Source organism: Leclercia sp. LSNIH1, from assembly GCF_002902985.1.
Lineage (GTDB): Bacteria > Pseudomonadota > Gammaproteobacteria > Enterobacterales > Enterobacteriaceae > Enterobacter.
In genome coordinates this window covers 223,910-237,747 of the sequence record NZ_CP026171.1, presented here as the reverse complement: position 1 = coordinate 237,747, position 13,838 = coordinate 223,910, and the positions used below count along the sequence as shown (strand labels likewise).

Sequence of the window (13,838 nt, the reverse complement as noted above, 5' to 3'; positions counted from 1 at the left end):
GTGATTAATAGAAAAATGGCATGACGTAGGGAAATCCGAGCGAGACCAGGACCAGCGCGGCCACGATCCAGAAAATGAGCTTGTAAGTAGCTCGCACTTGGGGAATCGCGCAGACCTCACCCGGTTTGCAGGCTTGCGCCGGGCGGTAGATGCGCCGCCAGGCGAAAAACAGCGCGACCAGCGCTGCGCCGATGAAGATCGGGCGATAGGGTTCCAGCACCGTCAGGTTGCCGATCCATGCCCCGCTGAACCCCAAGGCGATCAAAACCAGCGGCCCCAGGCAGCAGGCCGACGCAAGAATGGCGGCCAGCCCACCGGCGAAGAGCGCGCCGCGCCCGTTTTGTGGTTCAGACTTTTGTGGTTCAGACTTTTGTGGTTCAGACTTTTGTGGTTCAGACATACGCTTGTCCTTTCAAATTTGGTTTGGATAGCTTAAGCTTACTTCCGTAGTTATGTACGGAGTCAAGCGATATGCAAATTAATTTTGAGAATCTGACCATTGGCGTTTTTGCCAAGGCGGCCGGGGTCAATGTGGAGACCATCCGGTTCTACCAGCGCAAGGGCCTGCTGCCGGAGCCAGACAAGCCCTATGGCAGCATTCGCCGCTATGGCGAGGCGGATGTAACACGAGTGCGGTTCGTGAAATCGGCCCAGCGGCTGGGCTTTAGCCTGGACGAAATCGCCGAGCTACTGCGGCTGGAGGATGGCACCCATTGCGAGGAAGCCAGCGGCCTGGCCGAGCACAAGCTCAAGGATGTGCGCGAGAAGATGGCCGACTTGGCACGCATGGAGGCCGTGCTGTCTGAACTGGTGTGCGCCTGCCATGCGCGGAAAGGGAACGTTTCCTGCCCGCTGATTGCGTCACTGCAAGACGGAACGAAGCTCGCTGCATCGGCGCGGGGGAGTCACGGGGTGACTACGCCTTAGCGTGCTTTATTTTCCGAATTCTGAGACGACCCCTTGCTGAAAAGCTCGCGCCCATCAGGGTTGGCACAGGCGATCATGGAAGTGGGGCGCGTCAACAAGACGCTGTACCTTCTAAATTATATTGATGATGAAGATTATCGTCGGCGGATCCTGACGCAGCTAAACCGGGGAGAAGGCCGCCATGCTGTGGCGAGGGCGATCTGCTACGGGCAGCGCGGTGAGATCAGAAAGCGCTATCGTGAAGGTCAGGAAGATCAACTGGGTGCACTGGGCCTCGTCACTAACGCAGTGGTACTGTGGAACACACTTTATATGCAGGAAGCCCTGAGCTGGATGCGCAGGAATGGAGAAGAAACCGGGGGTGAAGATATCGTCCGGTTATCCCCACTGATGCACGGGCATATCAATATGCTGGGGCATTATACGTTCACGCTACCGGAGGATATTTTGAAGGGGGAACTGAGAGAATTAAATTTTAATTTAAACAATGAATTACCTTCTTAGCGTACGTTTTCGTTCCATTGGCCCTCAAACCCCTTTATGAAGTAAGAGATACAAAACGAGGCGGAAGAGAGTTAATGACTAGTATCAGGTTTGATCGCTGAAGCATATTTATAGTGGATATCCATAGCATGTCTAAATGCCGAAGACTCATTTACTAATCTTTTTTTATCAGAAGTTTCATTCTGTACAGATTTCACACGGCAATTCAGTTCGCCATTTTCATCAATAAACAGACTTTCCAAAAAATCAACAATAAACTGATGTGAGTCTTCATTAAGGCTATTTACAACCTTACCAGTCTCATCAAATCGTGAGTCCCAAACAGGTTCTACATTGTAGGCATCTATAAATTCTTGAGATGCTGTGACACACTGTCCGCCCTGATACTGCTGACTGGAGACATTAACAACGCGATTTACGTTGCCAAATGCTTTCTCTCTGGCCTGTACCTCAGTAGCGCCAACTCCGCATAGCTGGATAGTAATACTGTCATTTGTCGAATTAACATGGATAATCGCTTTCAATTCTAAAACCCTCTGTTTTATCTATTTCAGCCATAGACTAAATGCGTTGACTACTAATGATATATTGCGCGAGTTTGATGTTGAGACATACCATGTTGCTTGAAAGTTCCGGCATCATGCGGGATTCACTACGAATTAAATAGGGTTCCAGCCCCCCAGAATATGCCCCAGATGTTACAACGGTCAACTGGGCAATGGGATTATTTAGTTTACCTACTCCTGCCAGGATATCGTCCTCAACCGCAGCGATATAAACTGGGGAGGCAGCGATCACGTAATCATCAGTAGGCCTGGCTTCCATTAACGTCCCTATGGAATTCTCCGATCTTTCCTTCCCGAATGTATTTGTTAATTCCCGCCACCAATGGCGGTGACTGAACGGTAAATTATGAAAGGTGGCTTCATATACGTCGACGAGGTCCCGACTATTCAAAAAACCCAACCCGGCAGAGATCACCCACAACTCCAGGTTTTCCGTCGTCCGTAAAATCTCTTTTGCCGTTGACCAGTGATTCCCAGTATAGAGCGATAGGGCGGGTACCGGTGATGCACTTTGCGACCGTCTTATGGTCGCTGCCCAACTGGCCATAGCCTCTTCAGGTGTCTCTCCGGCCCGGATGCTCAGTTCCGCACGGGAGCCGCACTGGAAGTGCTTACCTTTGGTACAGGACGTTATTAGGTGTGTAATTCGCGACGCCGTCATTTTGTTGCCCTTAGCCCAATGTGTGCAATCACTGTCTATCAGTCGTAACAGCCCCTCATCCGTGATAACGACCAAAGAGGAGGCCCGAACAACTATCCCATTATACATTTAGTCATGCCTTTACTAATAACTAGTTACCACAAAAAAACCTCGCGAGGTGACGGTGTCACGCTTATTGGCCTTTTTTAGCTCACTTTATGTACTATGGGATTTAATTATCGGTAAATCCCATCGTTCAAATAGCACCCCCCATAGTGTAATTGCGGCTAAAACCCTTATTAATCAGTCATGTAGCGCAATGGTTGTGCATTCAGGGGATGCGATCGCCACTTAACGGGTTGCGGGTTGTTGGTCACCCGACATCTGTGTGCTAATCTTTTTCATCATTAGTCACTAGTAAAGGCTTCACTATATATGACGCTACGAGAATTTTTTTAACGAGAGAGGTGGATAGGCCAGTGAAAATCTCTCAGCCAAAACAGTGGGAAAAGGATCGTGAAATGAGCATGAATTCGCAGCCGGAACTGAAGTTGAGTACCCGTACCGAACAACTCGCCAGTAGTCGTGATGCCGCTATGCAAAAATTTCTGGACGGCATGACGCTGATTGCCGAAGCCTCAGCAATTTGCGGGTTTTCACTGTTTAACAGCAAAATTATGGCCCCTAATGCTTTTGGCCTTCCTGCGTCCCTGGCCGCAAGCATCGAGGAAGGGCGACAGCAAATAGACCGTAAGACATGGAACAATCTTTTTGAAGAAACGGGTATTGACCGATTCTGGAATCACAACCAGCGGGCAGAGTTCCGTGAGTCTCTCCGGAACGCTCCGCCAATTGCGTCGTTAACCGTAATCCGCAGTACATTGCGCCAGGCAGTTGCCATGCGCAGCATTACACTTGCTGAAGGGTTTGTTGATCTGCTATGCCAGCTTGATCGCCGGTATAAAACTAATGCCCAGCAATTTGTGATGCCAAAAAAACTGGTACTACGCGGCATTTTTCCCGACTCGAACATGATGAGATATAATGGCTTTTCTCAGGATAATCTCTTCTATTTAAACGACTTTGAGAATATCGTTTGCATCTGCTCCAATGCAGCAACACCGCCTGTCGGCAGTGGAATGAACATGTACGATCGGCTTGCTGTCTTACGGAAAACCGATTTTACGGGTGACATTACCGACCCGAAGGGCTGGAAGTGCCGATTGTTCGAAAATGGTAACGTCCATATCTCAGTTGAGTGTGAAAGCCTGCATAACGCACTGAATGACCTGATTAGCATTTATTTTGCCAACCAGATCCCGGCCAAAGGATAAGAATGATGACTGACAATGTAAATTTGATGAACGGGGATGAACAGACAGCGTCCAGTTTAAGTGAAGATACTCCAAAAACGCCCCCTCTAAGCCCCGAGTTACTGAAGAATTCCCCTTACTCGTCAATAGCTAAGGTTAAATATTTCACCGAGATTGAACAAATCTGCCTCGATAAGAGCATCAGCACCGAAAACCTCGACCAGTTTTTCAAAGCCCACTGGCTGCGGGATAAAATGGGGGGGTCTTTTGCCCGGGCTCAGGAGATGCTGGCGGCCTACAAGCAATACGTGGACGAGGTGCCCGAAGAAGCACGCGCGATTGAAATCCCTGACCAGATTAAAGATGCATTCAGTGATTTTACTGCGTTTATCACCTGGTACTTCCGCTTAAGCTATACGGCTATCCAGAGTGATAGCGTGAAAATTGCGAAGGCAGAAATTACTCAGTTACGGCACCGGAATGCTGAAATTCTGGAAGAACTGTCACAGTCGAAAGAACAGGCTACAGTCCTGAATAACGAAAAAGTTAACCTGATTAACCTGCTGGAGCAGCAGCGTGAACTCTCCAGTAAATTAGAAGATTCACTTCAGGAAGCAGAAGAAACTCTGGCAGGAACTCAAAGTGAATTACAGCATGCCCAAAACGAGATCCAGCTTTTACAGCAGACAGTAGGGACACTGAACCAGCAACTGAGTGAGCGCAAACAGGAACTGGCCTCGCAGCAGGAGTATCAGAAGCAGCTTAATGATGAAAATAAAGCGCAGCAGGTAGAGCTGACCGCCCTCAACAGCCAGAATGAAAACTTACAACGGACCGTGTCTGATTTAAAGTCCAGTGTCAGTCAGCTTGAACAGGACCTTTCTTCATCACAATCCCATGCCTCTGAATTGAGCTCATCTTTAGCCGAAAAGGACACGGCCCTGACGCTCGTCCGGTCGGAGCTCTCAACAGCTAAAGGGACGAATGAACAACTACGAGCTGAAGCACAACGCTTAGCTGATGAGAACCTGGTGTCCAAAAAGGTCCAAACAGATCTGACAGAAGAGCTTCAGCAGCTCAGGAATCAGATGATGTCCATGGAAGCGACACTCAATGCGGAAAAGACCATTGCAGAGTCTTTACGAGGAACAATCAAGCAGCTTACCGAAGCTATGACCGGCGTAGTTGCTATCAAACCTAAATCCCCAGGGGCATCAAAACCGCGAAACAAAAAGACGACATAACTGCTCCCGCCAGGAATTTGCTATAAACTTAAATTCCTGGCGCCCGTAGGCTCTTTATCCCGTCCGGAGGAGTTTACGTCCTTCCGATAGCATTTGGCTGATTTTCCCCGAGTCACTGATCTCAAGAGCATCAACCAGGCTAGTGATCCCGCCAACAGCTTGCTGCTGCGAAATAGCTCCCAGCTTATAGTCATCGAGTACTGCCGCCAAAAACGCTTTCAGTTTAACCTGTTCACTCATCGAAAGTATGTACGCCATTTTTAACCCCATTTTAAGGTTGTGATTCGGGTGAATTGTATTTTTTAGCTTCAGGGAAATGAGGGAGATCCTGGGATTCCGTCTTCTCCGTAGCATCCCAGTGCCACCATCCATAGGCCCCATATTCCTGGTTGTAATACGCCTTCTTAAGTTCCTTTCGCGCAAGATAGGCTGGTGTCGACATTCCGAAAACCTCCATCGGGAACGGCTTATCACTCCGGGTATCAAGTAAATAAAAATCGGGGAATACATCGCTCGCACTTGCGTCATACCGCATAGGCTTAACATAGTGCCGGTGTTCGGCATCCAGTTTACGGGATACAATCGCTTCGTATGAGGAGTCCAGAGGTATCCAGTTATCACTCACCAGCATAAGCACTATCTGATGAGCTCGTGCAGAGAGACCTCTAGTGGTCACAGATACGGGAGAGGTAAGTGCAAAAACAACAACTTTGCCACCATTTTTCCAGGCTGCATATTCCAGTGGGAATCGCCGCTTCACGCTATCCCAGTGCCCGTCTGAGTTAAAGAAGGTAAGGGGCATACCGCCGAAGTTACGCATAGGAAGAAACTTCAGTGGCTTCTCATGCTTTTCTGCGTCATAGCGCGGCAGTACTGATAGCAGCAGCAGTCGCTTGTCGCTCAGTTCTGCGGACGACAACAGCTTAACCTGCTCACTGGCCACTTTGCTTTTAGAGTCCGCCACCCCGATAAAGAGATGGTCGCCAATACACGCTCTACCTGATTTGACCTGCTTTGCGGCGTCCAACATCCGGTAGCGAACCAGCGAATCATTTCGCTTCCCGGCCATATTCGGATACCAGACATTAAGACCGGCTTCAGTCCACAACAGACTCAGAAGTCCGGACAGGGTCATTGAAGCCTGTCCACCTTCAGGTCGCTGGTTTTGGGGCGGGGTAGGAACCTCTGACTTTTCCGGCGGATCTTTCTCCGTCATGCCTATTCCGAGGCGTATTGACATGGTCCCCTCATTGTTGATGCGTACAACATTGCTGGCATAACCCTTTAACCCCGTATGCCTGGCATCAAGGTCGAAAAACACGCACGATGGATCATGCTCAGTGCCGGTATTTGCAGCCTTAATCAATATGAAGGTATCACTGTTTGGTAGCGACCGGACGTACAGACGCTTTGCGCCTTTGCCCCGGCATCCGCAGGTGATCACAGATTTCTGCCCGGACGTGTGGTGTGCTTTCTTTAGGGCCGACTGCCATCCCTTTACATACTCGTTCTGCGTCTGAAATTCAGCCGAGTATCGTTTCGTGTTTGGTTCGTCATCGTAAGCAATAAATACTGCAAACTTCTGGCCCATGGGACCTCCTGAAATTTAAAAGACTAATAGCCCAGCCATCTCAATACATCCTGCGCGTTGTACTCTTCCTTCTCACCCAACTCGGAAAAAAACACGTTGATGTCGCTGGCCTCAACGCCATGTTTAGCAAGCTCCTGGAGAGCCCTTTGTTTTGTAATAGTAAGATCTTCAGCTGAATCAAAATACGTCATCAGTACCTCCTGATGAAGGCGATAACTGAAGCAGGCTTACTCTTCCTGCCCAGGTTTTATCTGCGTGAATGTTAATATTTTGTGAATTAAACCATTACGTTACCCTGTTAAATCACACAGAAGAATGACTATGATGCCGCTTCAAACTCTCCCTTGAGCCGAGCCGAAACGGCAGTCTCAATACGGCTCCGAAGCAAACTGGCCACGGCCGCAAATACGTCGACGATGACCGAATTCCCGAACTGGCGATAGGCCTGCGTATCAGAGACTGGAATGCGAAAAGTAACTTTTCCCGGTTGCTCGAACCCCATAAGGCGGGCACATTCTCGCGGGGTTAAACGGCGTGGGCGCCTTGCCAAATTGACAGGATCATTAAAGTGCTTTTCGCCTATGCTAAAATCCCATCCCCGGTCTAATAAAATTTCAGATCCATCCCGATAATAGCGTGCGCTGAGTGTTCTGCAAACCACTGTTTCTATTGATGAATCTACCAAACCATAGCCAAATCCATTGCCTTTTGCCTGGTGCTTTTTAGCGTAGTTATAAAGGTATTCCCAGAGCTTTGGAGAAAGGATGTAACGGCTATCGACCTCAGCGTCCAGCAGCTCCCTAAGGGTTGGCCGTCGTGAAGGATAAAGAGCGGATACACCACTTAGCGAAAAGCCATCATTGAGTTTCAGATCACGGCGGAAACCGACCAGCACGATACGTTCCCGGTGCTGAGGTCTGAAGTTCTTACCGTCAATTATTTTGGGGTCCTTTGCTCCGTGAGCATCGGAGTCGGCAACATCGTAGCCGAGCTCATCAAGCGCATTCATGATGATGCGGAACGTATTGCCTTTATCGTGACTCTTCAGATTTTTTACGTTCTCCAGAACGAAAATGGCAGGCTGTTTGGCTCGGATGATCCGGGCAACATCAAAAAAAAGGGTCCCCTGGGTGTCGCATTCAAAGCCGTGCTTTCGGCCAAGGGAGTTCTTTTTGCTGACACCGGCAATACTGAACGGCTGGCATGGGAAACCTGCGAGCAAAACATCATGGTCTGGGATGGATGCATCGATAGAAGCATAGGCCTGGTCATCCGAAACATCGGGAAGATTACTGAGTGTAATGTCCCGGATATCTGAGTTGAAATGGTGCTCAGTCTCGTCACAGTACCAGTTTGCACTGTAAGTCCGTCGGGAGAACTGATTCCACTCACTGGTGAACACACATTTTCCGCCGATGGCGTCAAAACCACTCCGGAGGCCACCGATCCCAGCAAACAAGTCAATAAATCGGAAAAACTTCTGGTCATAGTCCGCTGGCCGAGAGGGGAGCAACGTTCGAAGATAACGATATCCTTCCTGGGTGATTTGGCATTCATTAACTGCACCTTTAATCTGGCGAATAAGCGTTCCCCTCGACCATTCGCTGCCGGTTGCAGCATTAAGTTGCTCAGCCAAATCCTTCACGTCGTAGATGCTTGCAACCTGCACCAGTAATTTATGGATAGAGGAAGGTGTCTCATCATTAAGCAATGCTGTTATTGCAGGCTCAGTTCTATCGTTGTACATCCTTACTCCGTGAAATGTGATTAATTTAGGTTCTCAGACTACCACGCGGTGAAAATTCAATTTTTTGTTAAAGGCCTTTATTTTCATCTCCTGTATTAAAATTTTTATCCACTCAAATTGCCTCCGTTAACAGAAAATCGCCGAGTTTCTAATTGGTACAATAAGCGCGTCAAATCACACGACTTATTTGTTACTACGAACCATCTAATTCAGGGAGAACGTATGACTCTTTTGAAAAAGTTACTTTTGCCGACATTAATCGTCCTTTTCCCGGTGGCAACTCTTGCTACCCAATCATCATTTGAAGCGAAAGTGGTAAAAATTATCGACGGGGACACAATCACCGCGCTCGATGGTCAGAATACAAACATCAAAATCCGCTTGTACGGTATTGATGCCCCCGAAAGTAAGCAGGCCTTTGGACAAAAGGCTAAACAAGCGTTGAGCTCCGCGATTGCTGCACAGAATATTACGGTAATAGACCACGGACCTGATATTTACGGCAGGATGCTGGGAACCATTTGGCTTGATGGTTATGACATAAACGCCTCAATGGTAGACAGTGGCTATGCATGGGTATACCGGTTTGACGGTAATGCCATCGTCCCAAACTATCTGAAATTCGAAGCTTCAGCGCAGAAAGCAGTTAAAGGCCTCTGGGTAGATCCGAATCCCGTTGCCCCCTGGGAGTGGCGCCAGCAAAACCAGAAACCTCAAAAGACGAAAAGCAGGGGGTGACCGCGATGACAAGACAACATCCTTTATTGAAAATTGCGCTTAATAACGATGGACATCTTTCGTGGCCAATTTTACCCGGACAAACTCAGCGCTGCCCAACGTGTCTGCGAGACGTTATTCCGGGTCCGGATGGGGATTTAGTACATCAAGTGGAGGAGGGCGTTAACCCCTGCACGCCATCTGTAGATGTTGTCATTTCAAAGTCGATCATTGAACTCCTCAGCGCAGGTGAGCGCCTATATGTTAACCCAGTTAAGAACGCGAATAGAACACTGGCCCCATCGTTTATCTTTCTGCACAAAGACCAGCAACTTCGACCATTTATAAATACGGACTATCAACCAGCAGGGGCCACCTGGAGAAGTGATAAAGGGAACAGACTTGGTCTTTTCTATATGGATGAGCGAGCGTCTAAAATTAATAAGGACCAGTTCGATTTTATTGCTGTAATAGACCCATCTACTTTTCAAGCAGAATTTGAGACCTTATGGTCCATGGGCGAATTTGATAACCCCCTTACCGCGTTACAGCACTCACTGGTTTCAGAGAATATGTCATCTGTCTGGGTGAAATGGCCTGTTAAAAACCTGCAATCGAGGAAAGAATCGGTGAAGTCCGATTACTGGTATGACTATTATACACCTCACTACCCAGAGGAGCAGGCAGCTTGCACGGCAACCGTGATTGGAATAGACGGAAATGTATCCGGGGAAACTATTTACATGCTCCAGATCGCCCTAGACCGGTCGACAGTTGAGTACCAGCTTGTAAAATCGCTAGGGGTCATATTGCTACTGGATAATACGGGAAATTTGGTATCGGAGGCGCAGCCTCACTTTGATATAATCATCAAAGCTTGCATCTCGGGCGTCAGAGACTTTGTACGTCAAAATCCTCGAATGCGGAGTGTGGAGCATCAGATTACCAGTGCAATGCCTGGTTAGTTAAATCATGAAGGATTTCCAATGACATGCAGCCGGTTGAGTTCTGATTCGATTGACGGGTTCACCTTTTTCATTTCGCCTCACGGTCAGGGATGTAGACTGTCTGTCGAACCTGAATACCGCCGCAATGGAACACAAAATTTCGATGGCTGGTTCCCTCGATATTACACTAAGCCACAATACGCTAAAGCAGCATTGACACGGTTTCTTGGGGAACCTGTTAATTGGTTGGATTGTAATGACCATAATTAGGGCTTTCAGACAGTTAGCCAACAAAAAAATCTTTAACTCACCAACAATATTGAGAATTACCAAATGGAAAATCTGGATGTTGTATCAGCGGTAGATTTTTACTTAGAAAAAGCATTTTATTTATTTGGATTCATAATGTTAGGTATGGCATGGCTTACTTTCCGTGCTGGTTCAACTTATCAGCATTTTAAAAATGCTGATAAGTTAGTCAGTGAAGGTAGAGGATCTTTCTCAAGCGGTGAAGAACCTGAAATGATCCGGCGACTTAAGTTCCAAACATTGATCTGGTACATTGCTAATTGTGTGGTGTTAGCACTATCCACTATTGTTTTTGGGTATCTATTTTATCTACTTCACAGTTAATCAAACAAGGAGATATTTTTATGCACGAGAATCAGGCACATCAAATAATTGACGCACTAAGTAAAGATAAGTATATCTACATTGCCCTTATGATTTTAGTCATTCACCTCTTGATGAAGCAAGTGAATAAACATCACGATAAGCTTGTAACTTCAAGGCGTATTTATGATGACCATAAATCTGGCAAAGCACTCGATGAAACACCAGCCGAAACCTTGACCATGATGAAAAAAAGCTTTATTTCCATCGTAGTTAACTTATTTTCAATTATTAGCGTCACGGTACTGGCTGCATGTTTTTTCATCTATTTTTAGTTCAGTAATGGTACAGATAGTTCCGCTGGTACCTATGGCGGTCTATCTGTATGAGTTTAAAAAATTTTTCTAGTAACGAAGGACCTAAAATGATTAGGTAAGAACGGGGTAAGCCCGTCCTATGTCCTGGATGGTGATAATGCAGGTTGCCCACAGGAAAATCATCATGGAAATCCCAAATCCCAAATCCCGTGCCAGTGCGTAATCCAAGAAGTAAAACGTAACCCATTGATTTATATGTCAATGCAGTTTTAAAATGTCACCTCTTTCTGCAAGATAGAAAGGGCACTTAAAGCTCATGTTTTGGTTGCGGTTCAACTTGTAAGGAGGTGTATAATTTCCTTGGGATTTTTCTAACAAAGAAGGATTACAGGAATGAGTGGGAATTACTGTGCATTTTATGTTGCTGAGCCTTTTCATGAGGGCGCTCTGGGAGCTCATGCTACGAAAGACTTCGTTTATTACAACACACTGAGAATGTGGAAAGGAGCGGACTCCGGTTTCCCTTTTACCAATTCACACGATACAACTTATAACGTTCGTGATGGCAGTAACTGGGAGCAAACTTTAATGCCTCGCCTCAGACAGCGTCTGCGGAATTCTAAGAATATTATTCTATTCCTGAGTGATCGAACTATAAATTCTCGCGCTCTACGAGAAGAAATTGATTACGGTATTAATTCCTTGGGGCTTCCTGTAATTGTAATATACCCTGACTATGACACAAAAGAAAGTTTGCTAGTTAACAACATTTTAAAGCAGCAAATACAAAATTTATGGTCTAAGATTCCCGCATTCAGAGATTCAATGCATTTAGTTCCCACGTTGCATATCCCAATGAATAAAGCTCTTATCAGACAATCACTGGCAGATAGTAAGTTTATGGTGAAAACCAAAACTGTTCCAGATGTATATAGATATAGCGCATAATGTAACTTAAGCGCCGATTGTGGCGCTTTGTTTTTGCATAGATATAGGAATATTAAATGTCTAAGGTTAGTCTCTGTGACAAGCAGGTTTTCAATGAGTTTAAGGGATATGCATCATTATTGTTCGGTTTTATCGGTGCAGTTGTTATTTTTGTCGACATTCCTGCAAATCAAAAAATTGCGGCAGGTTTAGCTTGCATTGCAGTGCTTATTATCGCCTATCTTTGGTTATGGTACAGAGCAAATAGCTTGAGGGAGATTAATCTAACCATTGAGGAAAGTACTGTTATCATTAAAACAGGAGATATCTTCAAACAGGAGGGTTTGAAAGCGATCGCTTTCAATGAATATTTTGATACTCAGGTTGATGAGCGAATTATTGCCGGAAGTAGTCTCAATGGTAAATTTATCAACGAACATTTATCTTGTACTGTAAGTGAGTTGGATGATTACATTAGTAACTATAGGTTCGATGCCGAAGAGATAAAAGATAGAAATGAGGAAAGGATTGAAGGTAAAAAGCAAAAATTTGAAATTGGCACTATTTGTGTTTATGGTGATTACATACTCACTGCGCTATCTAAGTTTGACGAGCACAATGTAGCTCATCTCACAATGCCTGAGTATTTAGGTTTTCTAATAAGTTTTTGGGATAAGGTTAATCGAGTCTATGCTCAAAAAAGTGTTTCTGTCCCAATCTTTGGGTCTGGACTTACAAGAATAAAAGGCCACAAAATTATCGATGAGCAAGATCTATTAAAGATAATGCTTTGGACTTTTAGGATAAGCGAAATGCGATTTAAACATCCAGCGAAATTAACAATAATGATCCATGAAGGGAAGATAGATAAAGTCAATCTTTTAGAATTAAAGACAGCAAGAAATGGCTTGTGATTAAATTAATGATGAAGGCCTAAGCAATGGCCTTCGTAAATTAAATACCATTGACAATCCATTCAATTGCACCAGGGGTGCGAATCCAGGATTTTAAATTATTATTCACGTAATATATGGCTTCATCCATTTCACCTAACGTAATATATCCACTGTTAGACTTGGGCTGTAATCTGCACTTCGATAACAAGCCGGGGATGTGTCTATTAGAATCAATCGCAGCTTTAGCGATATCATTGGCATCTGGGGATGACTGCCGGTAGGCGAGGAGGGCGCGTGTATACTGAAGAAACGGGCGCATATCCCCAGGATAATCGTCCAGTAGCAAGGCCAGATCATCCACCATTTCAAGCTCAAGGTAATAGTTCGCTAATAAATGACGAATCCCCTGGTTATCGTTCGGGTTGAGCTTCAGCATTTCGCGGCAGTGAGCCATAGCCGGATAAAAATTACCTGACTCCCATAAGGCCTCAGCCAAAGCTGCTTTTGCTCTCATATATGGACGTGTTTCGACAAATCCCCAGAAACGTCCTGCGAACTCCTGAAAATCCTCGCCAAGAGCAATGCTGGCTGCGTACAAAGCCGTCTCCAGATTCCCGATTTTTGACTCAGGAGGTTCTTGAGATAACTCGCAGTAGAATGAGTATGCGTCAGCACAGAGCGGGGATTTCTTGATAGCTTTTCTGATGAGTTTCAGCACAACGTCCAGGTCATCAGTTTCCCAGGCATCGAACATGAACTCCTGAGCCGCAGCCAGATCCAGATGTAATTGCTCAGAACTGACAGCATTTTTATACAAATCAACGCGCTTTTTAGTCGGGAATTTAATCATCTCAAGTATCCTTTTGGGGGCTCACTGTTCCGGTACTTTG

At 46.1% G+C, this 13,838-nt stretch carries 17 protein-coding genes and 1 pseudogene; 10 read left to right on the top strand and 8 right to left on the bottom strand.

Annotated elements, in window-relative coordinates; all coding sequences use genetic code 11:
- Positions 1-4: 4 nt before the first annotated feature.
- Complete coding sequence (gene merT / locus C2U54_RS26470; protein WP_001294653.1) at positions 5-400, bottom strand: mercuric ion transporter MerT; 396 nt, start codon at positions 398-400, stop codon at positions 5-7.
- Between the two features lie 71 nt (positions 401-471).
- Here merT and merR point away from each other — a divergent pair, with 71 nt between their 5' ends.
- Together merR and C2U54_RS26460 are read left to right on the top strand one after the other, a co-directional pair.
- Positions 472-927: an Hg(II)-responsive transcriptional regulator gene (gene merR, locus C2U54_RS26465; protein ID WP_001166628.1), complete on the top strand. Its 456-nt coding sequence runs from the start codon at positions 472-474 to the stop codon at positions 925-927.
- 33 nt (positions 928-960) lie between these two features.
- A pseudogene (locus C2U54_RS26460) lies at positions 961-1,431 on the top strand (Tn3 family transposase); the annotation flags it as partial.
- Positions 1,432-1,502: 71 nt separating this feature from the next.
- Here C2U54_RS26460 and C2U54_RS26455 read toward each other — a convergent pair.
- On the bottom strand, positions 1,503-1,955 hold the full coding sequence (locus C2U54_RS26455; RefSeq protein ID WP_040115233.1) for a hypothetical protein: 453 nt from the start codon (positions 1,953-1,955) through the stop codon (positions 1,503-1,505).
- Positions 1,956-1,992: 37 nt separating this feature from the next.
- Positions 1,993-2,658, bottom strand: a complete 666-nt coding sequence (locus C2U54_RS26450) for a DUF6884 domain-containing protein (RefSeq protein ID WP_040113341.1) — start codon at positions 2,656-2,658, stop codon at positions 1,993-1,995.
- 458 nt (positions 2,659-3,116) lie between these two features.
- Here C2U54_RS26450 and C2U54_RS26445 point away from each other — a divergent pair, with 458 nt between their 5' ends.
- Entirely contained in the window at positions 3,117-3,971 is an 855-nt protein-coding gene (locus C2U54_RS26445; RefSeq protein WP_223866326.1) for a DUF4942 domain-containing protein, read from the top strand.
- Between the two features lie 2 nt (positions 3,972-3,973).
- A complete protein-coding gene (locus C2U54_RS26440; protein WP_032610436.1) occupies positions 3,974-5,194 on the top strand; it encodes a hypothetical protein in 1,221 nt (406 codons plus the stop codon).
- Positions 5,195-5,248: 54 nt separating this feature from the next.
- Here the strand turns inward: C2U54_RS26440 and C2U54_RS26435 are convergent, their stop codons facing one another.
- The 4 genes from C2U54_RS26435 to C2U54_RS26420 form a co-directional block, all read right to left on the bottom strand.
- Positions 5,249-5,452 (bottom strand): hypothetical protein, encoded by a 204-nt coding sequence (locus C2U54_RS26435; protein WP_024191726.1) that lies wholly within the window; start codon positions 5,450-5,452, stop codon positions 5,249-5,251.
- A gap of 13 nt (positions 5,453-5,465) precedes the next feature.
- Complete coding sequence (locus C2U54_RS26430) at positions 5,466-6,785, bottom strand: DUF1173 family protein (protein ID WP_040113328.1); 1,320 nt, start codon at positions 6,783-6,785, stop codon at positions 5,466-5,468.
- A 23-nt stretch (positions 6,786-6,808) separates the two neighbouring features.
- Positions 6,809-6,976 (bottom strand): hypothetical protein, encoded by a 168-nt coding sequence (locus C2U54_RS26425; protein ID WP_016246550.1) that lies wholly within the window; start codon positions 6,974-6,976, stop codon positions 6,809-6,811.
- A 128-nt stretch (positions 6,977-7,104) separates the two neighbouring features.
- Positions 7,105-8,532, bottom strand: a complete 1,428-nt coding sequence (locus C2U54_RS26420) for a DNA cytosine methyltransferase (RefSeq protein WP_015062959.1) — start codon at positions 8,530-8,532, stop codon at positions 7,105-7,107.
- 222 nt (positions 8,533-8,754) lie between these two features.
- Between C2U54_RS26420 and C2U54_RS26415 the strand changes: the two genes are divergently transcribed.
- The 6 genes from C2U54_RS26415 to C2U54_RS26385 all read left to right on the top strand — a co-directional run bounded on the left by C2U54_RS26415 (position 8,755) and on the right by C2U54_RS26385 (position 12,966).
- Positions 8,755-9,270: a thermonuclease family protein gene (locus tag C2U54_RS26415; RefSeq protein WP_015062960.1), complete on the top strand. Its 516-nt coding sequence runs from the start codon at positions 8,755-8,757 to the stop codon at positions 9,268-9,270.
- A gap of 5 nt (positions 9,271-9,275) precedes the next feature.
- Positions 9,276-10,214, top strand: a complete 939-nt coding sequence (locus tag C2U54_RS26410) for a hypothetical protein (protein WP_015062961.1) — start codon at positions 9,276-9,278, stop codon at positions 10,212-10,214.
- Positions 10,215-10,529: 315 nt separating this feature from the next.
- Positions 10,530-10,829 carry a hypothetical protein gene (locus tag C2U54_RS26400; RefSeq protein ID WP_016246547.1) on the top strand — a complete coding sequence of 100 codons (300 nt, stop codon included), beginning with the start codon at positions 10,530-10,532 and terminating at the stop codon, positions 10,827-10,829.
- Between the two features lie 20 nt (positions 10,830-10,849).
- Complete coding sequence (locus C2U54_RS26395; protein ID WP_016246546.1) at positions 10,850-11,143, top strand: hypothetical protein; 294 nt, start codon at positions 10,850-10,852, stop codon at positions 11,141-11,143.
- Between the two features lie 375 nt (positions 11,144-11,518).
- Positions 11,519-12,073 carry a TIR domain-containing protein gene (locus C2U54_RS26390; protein ID WP_004862036.1) on the top strand — a complete coding sequence of 185 codons (555 nt, stop codon included), beginning with the start codon at positions 11,519-11,521 and terminating at the stop codon, positions 12,071-12,073.
- A gap of 56 nt (positions 12,074-12,129) precedes the next feature.
- Positions 12,130-12,966 (top strand): macro domain-containing protein, encoded by an 837-nt coding sequence (locus tag C2U54_RS26385; RefSeq protein ID WP_004862033.1) that lies wholly within the window; start codon positions 12,130-12,132, stop codon positions 12,964-12,966.
- 40 nt (positions 12,967-13,006) lie between these two features.
- Here the strand turns inward: C2U54_RS26385 and C2U54_RS26380 are convergent, their stop codons facing one another.
- On the bottom strand, positions 13,007-13,798 hold the full coding sequence (locus C2U54_RS26380; RefSeq protein WP_023205302.1) for a tetratricopeptide repeat protein: 792 nt from the start codon (positions 13,796-13,798) through the stop codon (positions 13,007-13,009).
- Positions 13,799-13,838: the final 40 nt, after the last annotated feature.

What these genes read in the sequence shown, in the direction of transcription:
- C2U54_RS26380 (WP_023205302.1), bottom strand. Translation starts at nt 13,798, where the DNA reads ATGATTAAATTCCCGACTAAAAAGCGCGTTGATTTGTATAAAAATGCT.
- C2U54_RS26420 (WP_015062959.1), bottom strand. Translation starts at nt 8,532, where the DNA reads ATGTACAACGATAGAACTGAGCCTGCAATAACAGCATTGCTTAATGAT.
- C2U54_RS26410 (WP_015062961.1), top strand. Translation starts at nt 9,276, where the DNA reads ATGACAAGACAACATCCTTTATTGAAAATTGCGCTTAATAACGATGGA.
- merR (WP_001166628.1), top strand. Translation starts at nt 472, where the DNA reads ATGCAAATTAATTTTGAGAATCTGACCATTGGCGTTTTTGCCAAGGCG.
- C2U54_RS26450 (WP_040113341.1), bottom strand. Translation starts at nt 2,658, where the DNA reads ATGACGGCGTCGCGAATTACACACCTAATAACGTCCTGTACCAAAGGT.
- C2U54_RS26385 (WP_004862033.1), top strand. Translation starts at nt 12,130, where the DNA reads ATGTCTAAGGTTAGTCTCTGTGACAAGCAGGTTTTCAATGAGTTTAAG.
- C2U54_RS26430 (WP_040113328.1), bottom strand. Translation starts at nt 6,785, where the DNA reads ATGGGCCAGAAGTTTGCAGTATTTATTGCTTACGATGACGAACCAAAC.
- C2U54_RS26395 (WP_016246546.1), top strand. Translation starts at nt 10,850, where the DNA reads ATGCACGAGAATCAGGCACATCAAATAATTGACGCACTAAGTAAAGAT.
- C2U54_RS26435 (WP_024191726.1), bottom strand. Translation starts at nt 5,452, where the DNA reads ATGGCGTACATACTTTCGATGAGTGAACAGGTTAAACTGAAAGCGTTT.
- merT (WP_001294653.1), bottom strand. Translation starts at nt 400, where the DNA reads ATGTCTGAACCACAAAAGTCTGAACCACAAAAGTCTGAACCACAAAAG.
- C2U54_RS26440 (WP_032610436.1), top strand. Translation starts at nt 3,974, where the DNA reads ATGATGACTGACAATGTAAATTTGATGAACGGGGATGAACAGACAGCG.
- C2U54_RS26425 (WP_016246550.1), bottom strand. Translation starts at nt 6,976, where the DNA reads ATGACGTATTTTGATTCAGCTGAAGATCTTACTATTACAAAACAAAGG.
- C2U54_RS26390 (WP_004862036.1), top strand. Translation starts at nt 11,519, where the DNA reads ATGAGTGGGAATTACTGTGCATTTTATGTTGCTGAGCCTTTTCATGAG.
- C2U54_RS26400 (WP_016246547.1), top strand. Translation starts at nt 10,530, where the DNA reads ATGGAAAATCTGGATGTTGTATCAGCGGTAGATTTTTACTTAGAAAAA.
- C2U54_RS26415 (WP_015062960.1), top strand. Translation starts at nt 8,755, where the DNA reads ATGACTCTTTTGAAAAAGTTACTTTTGCCGACATTAATCGTCCTTTTC.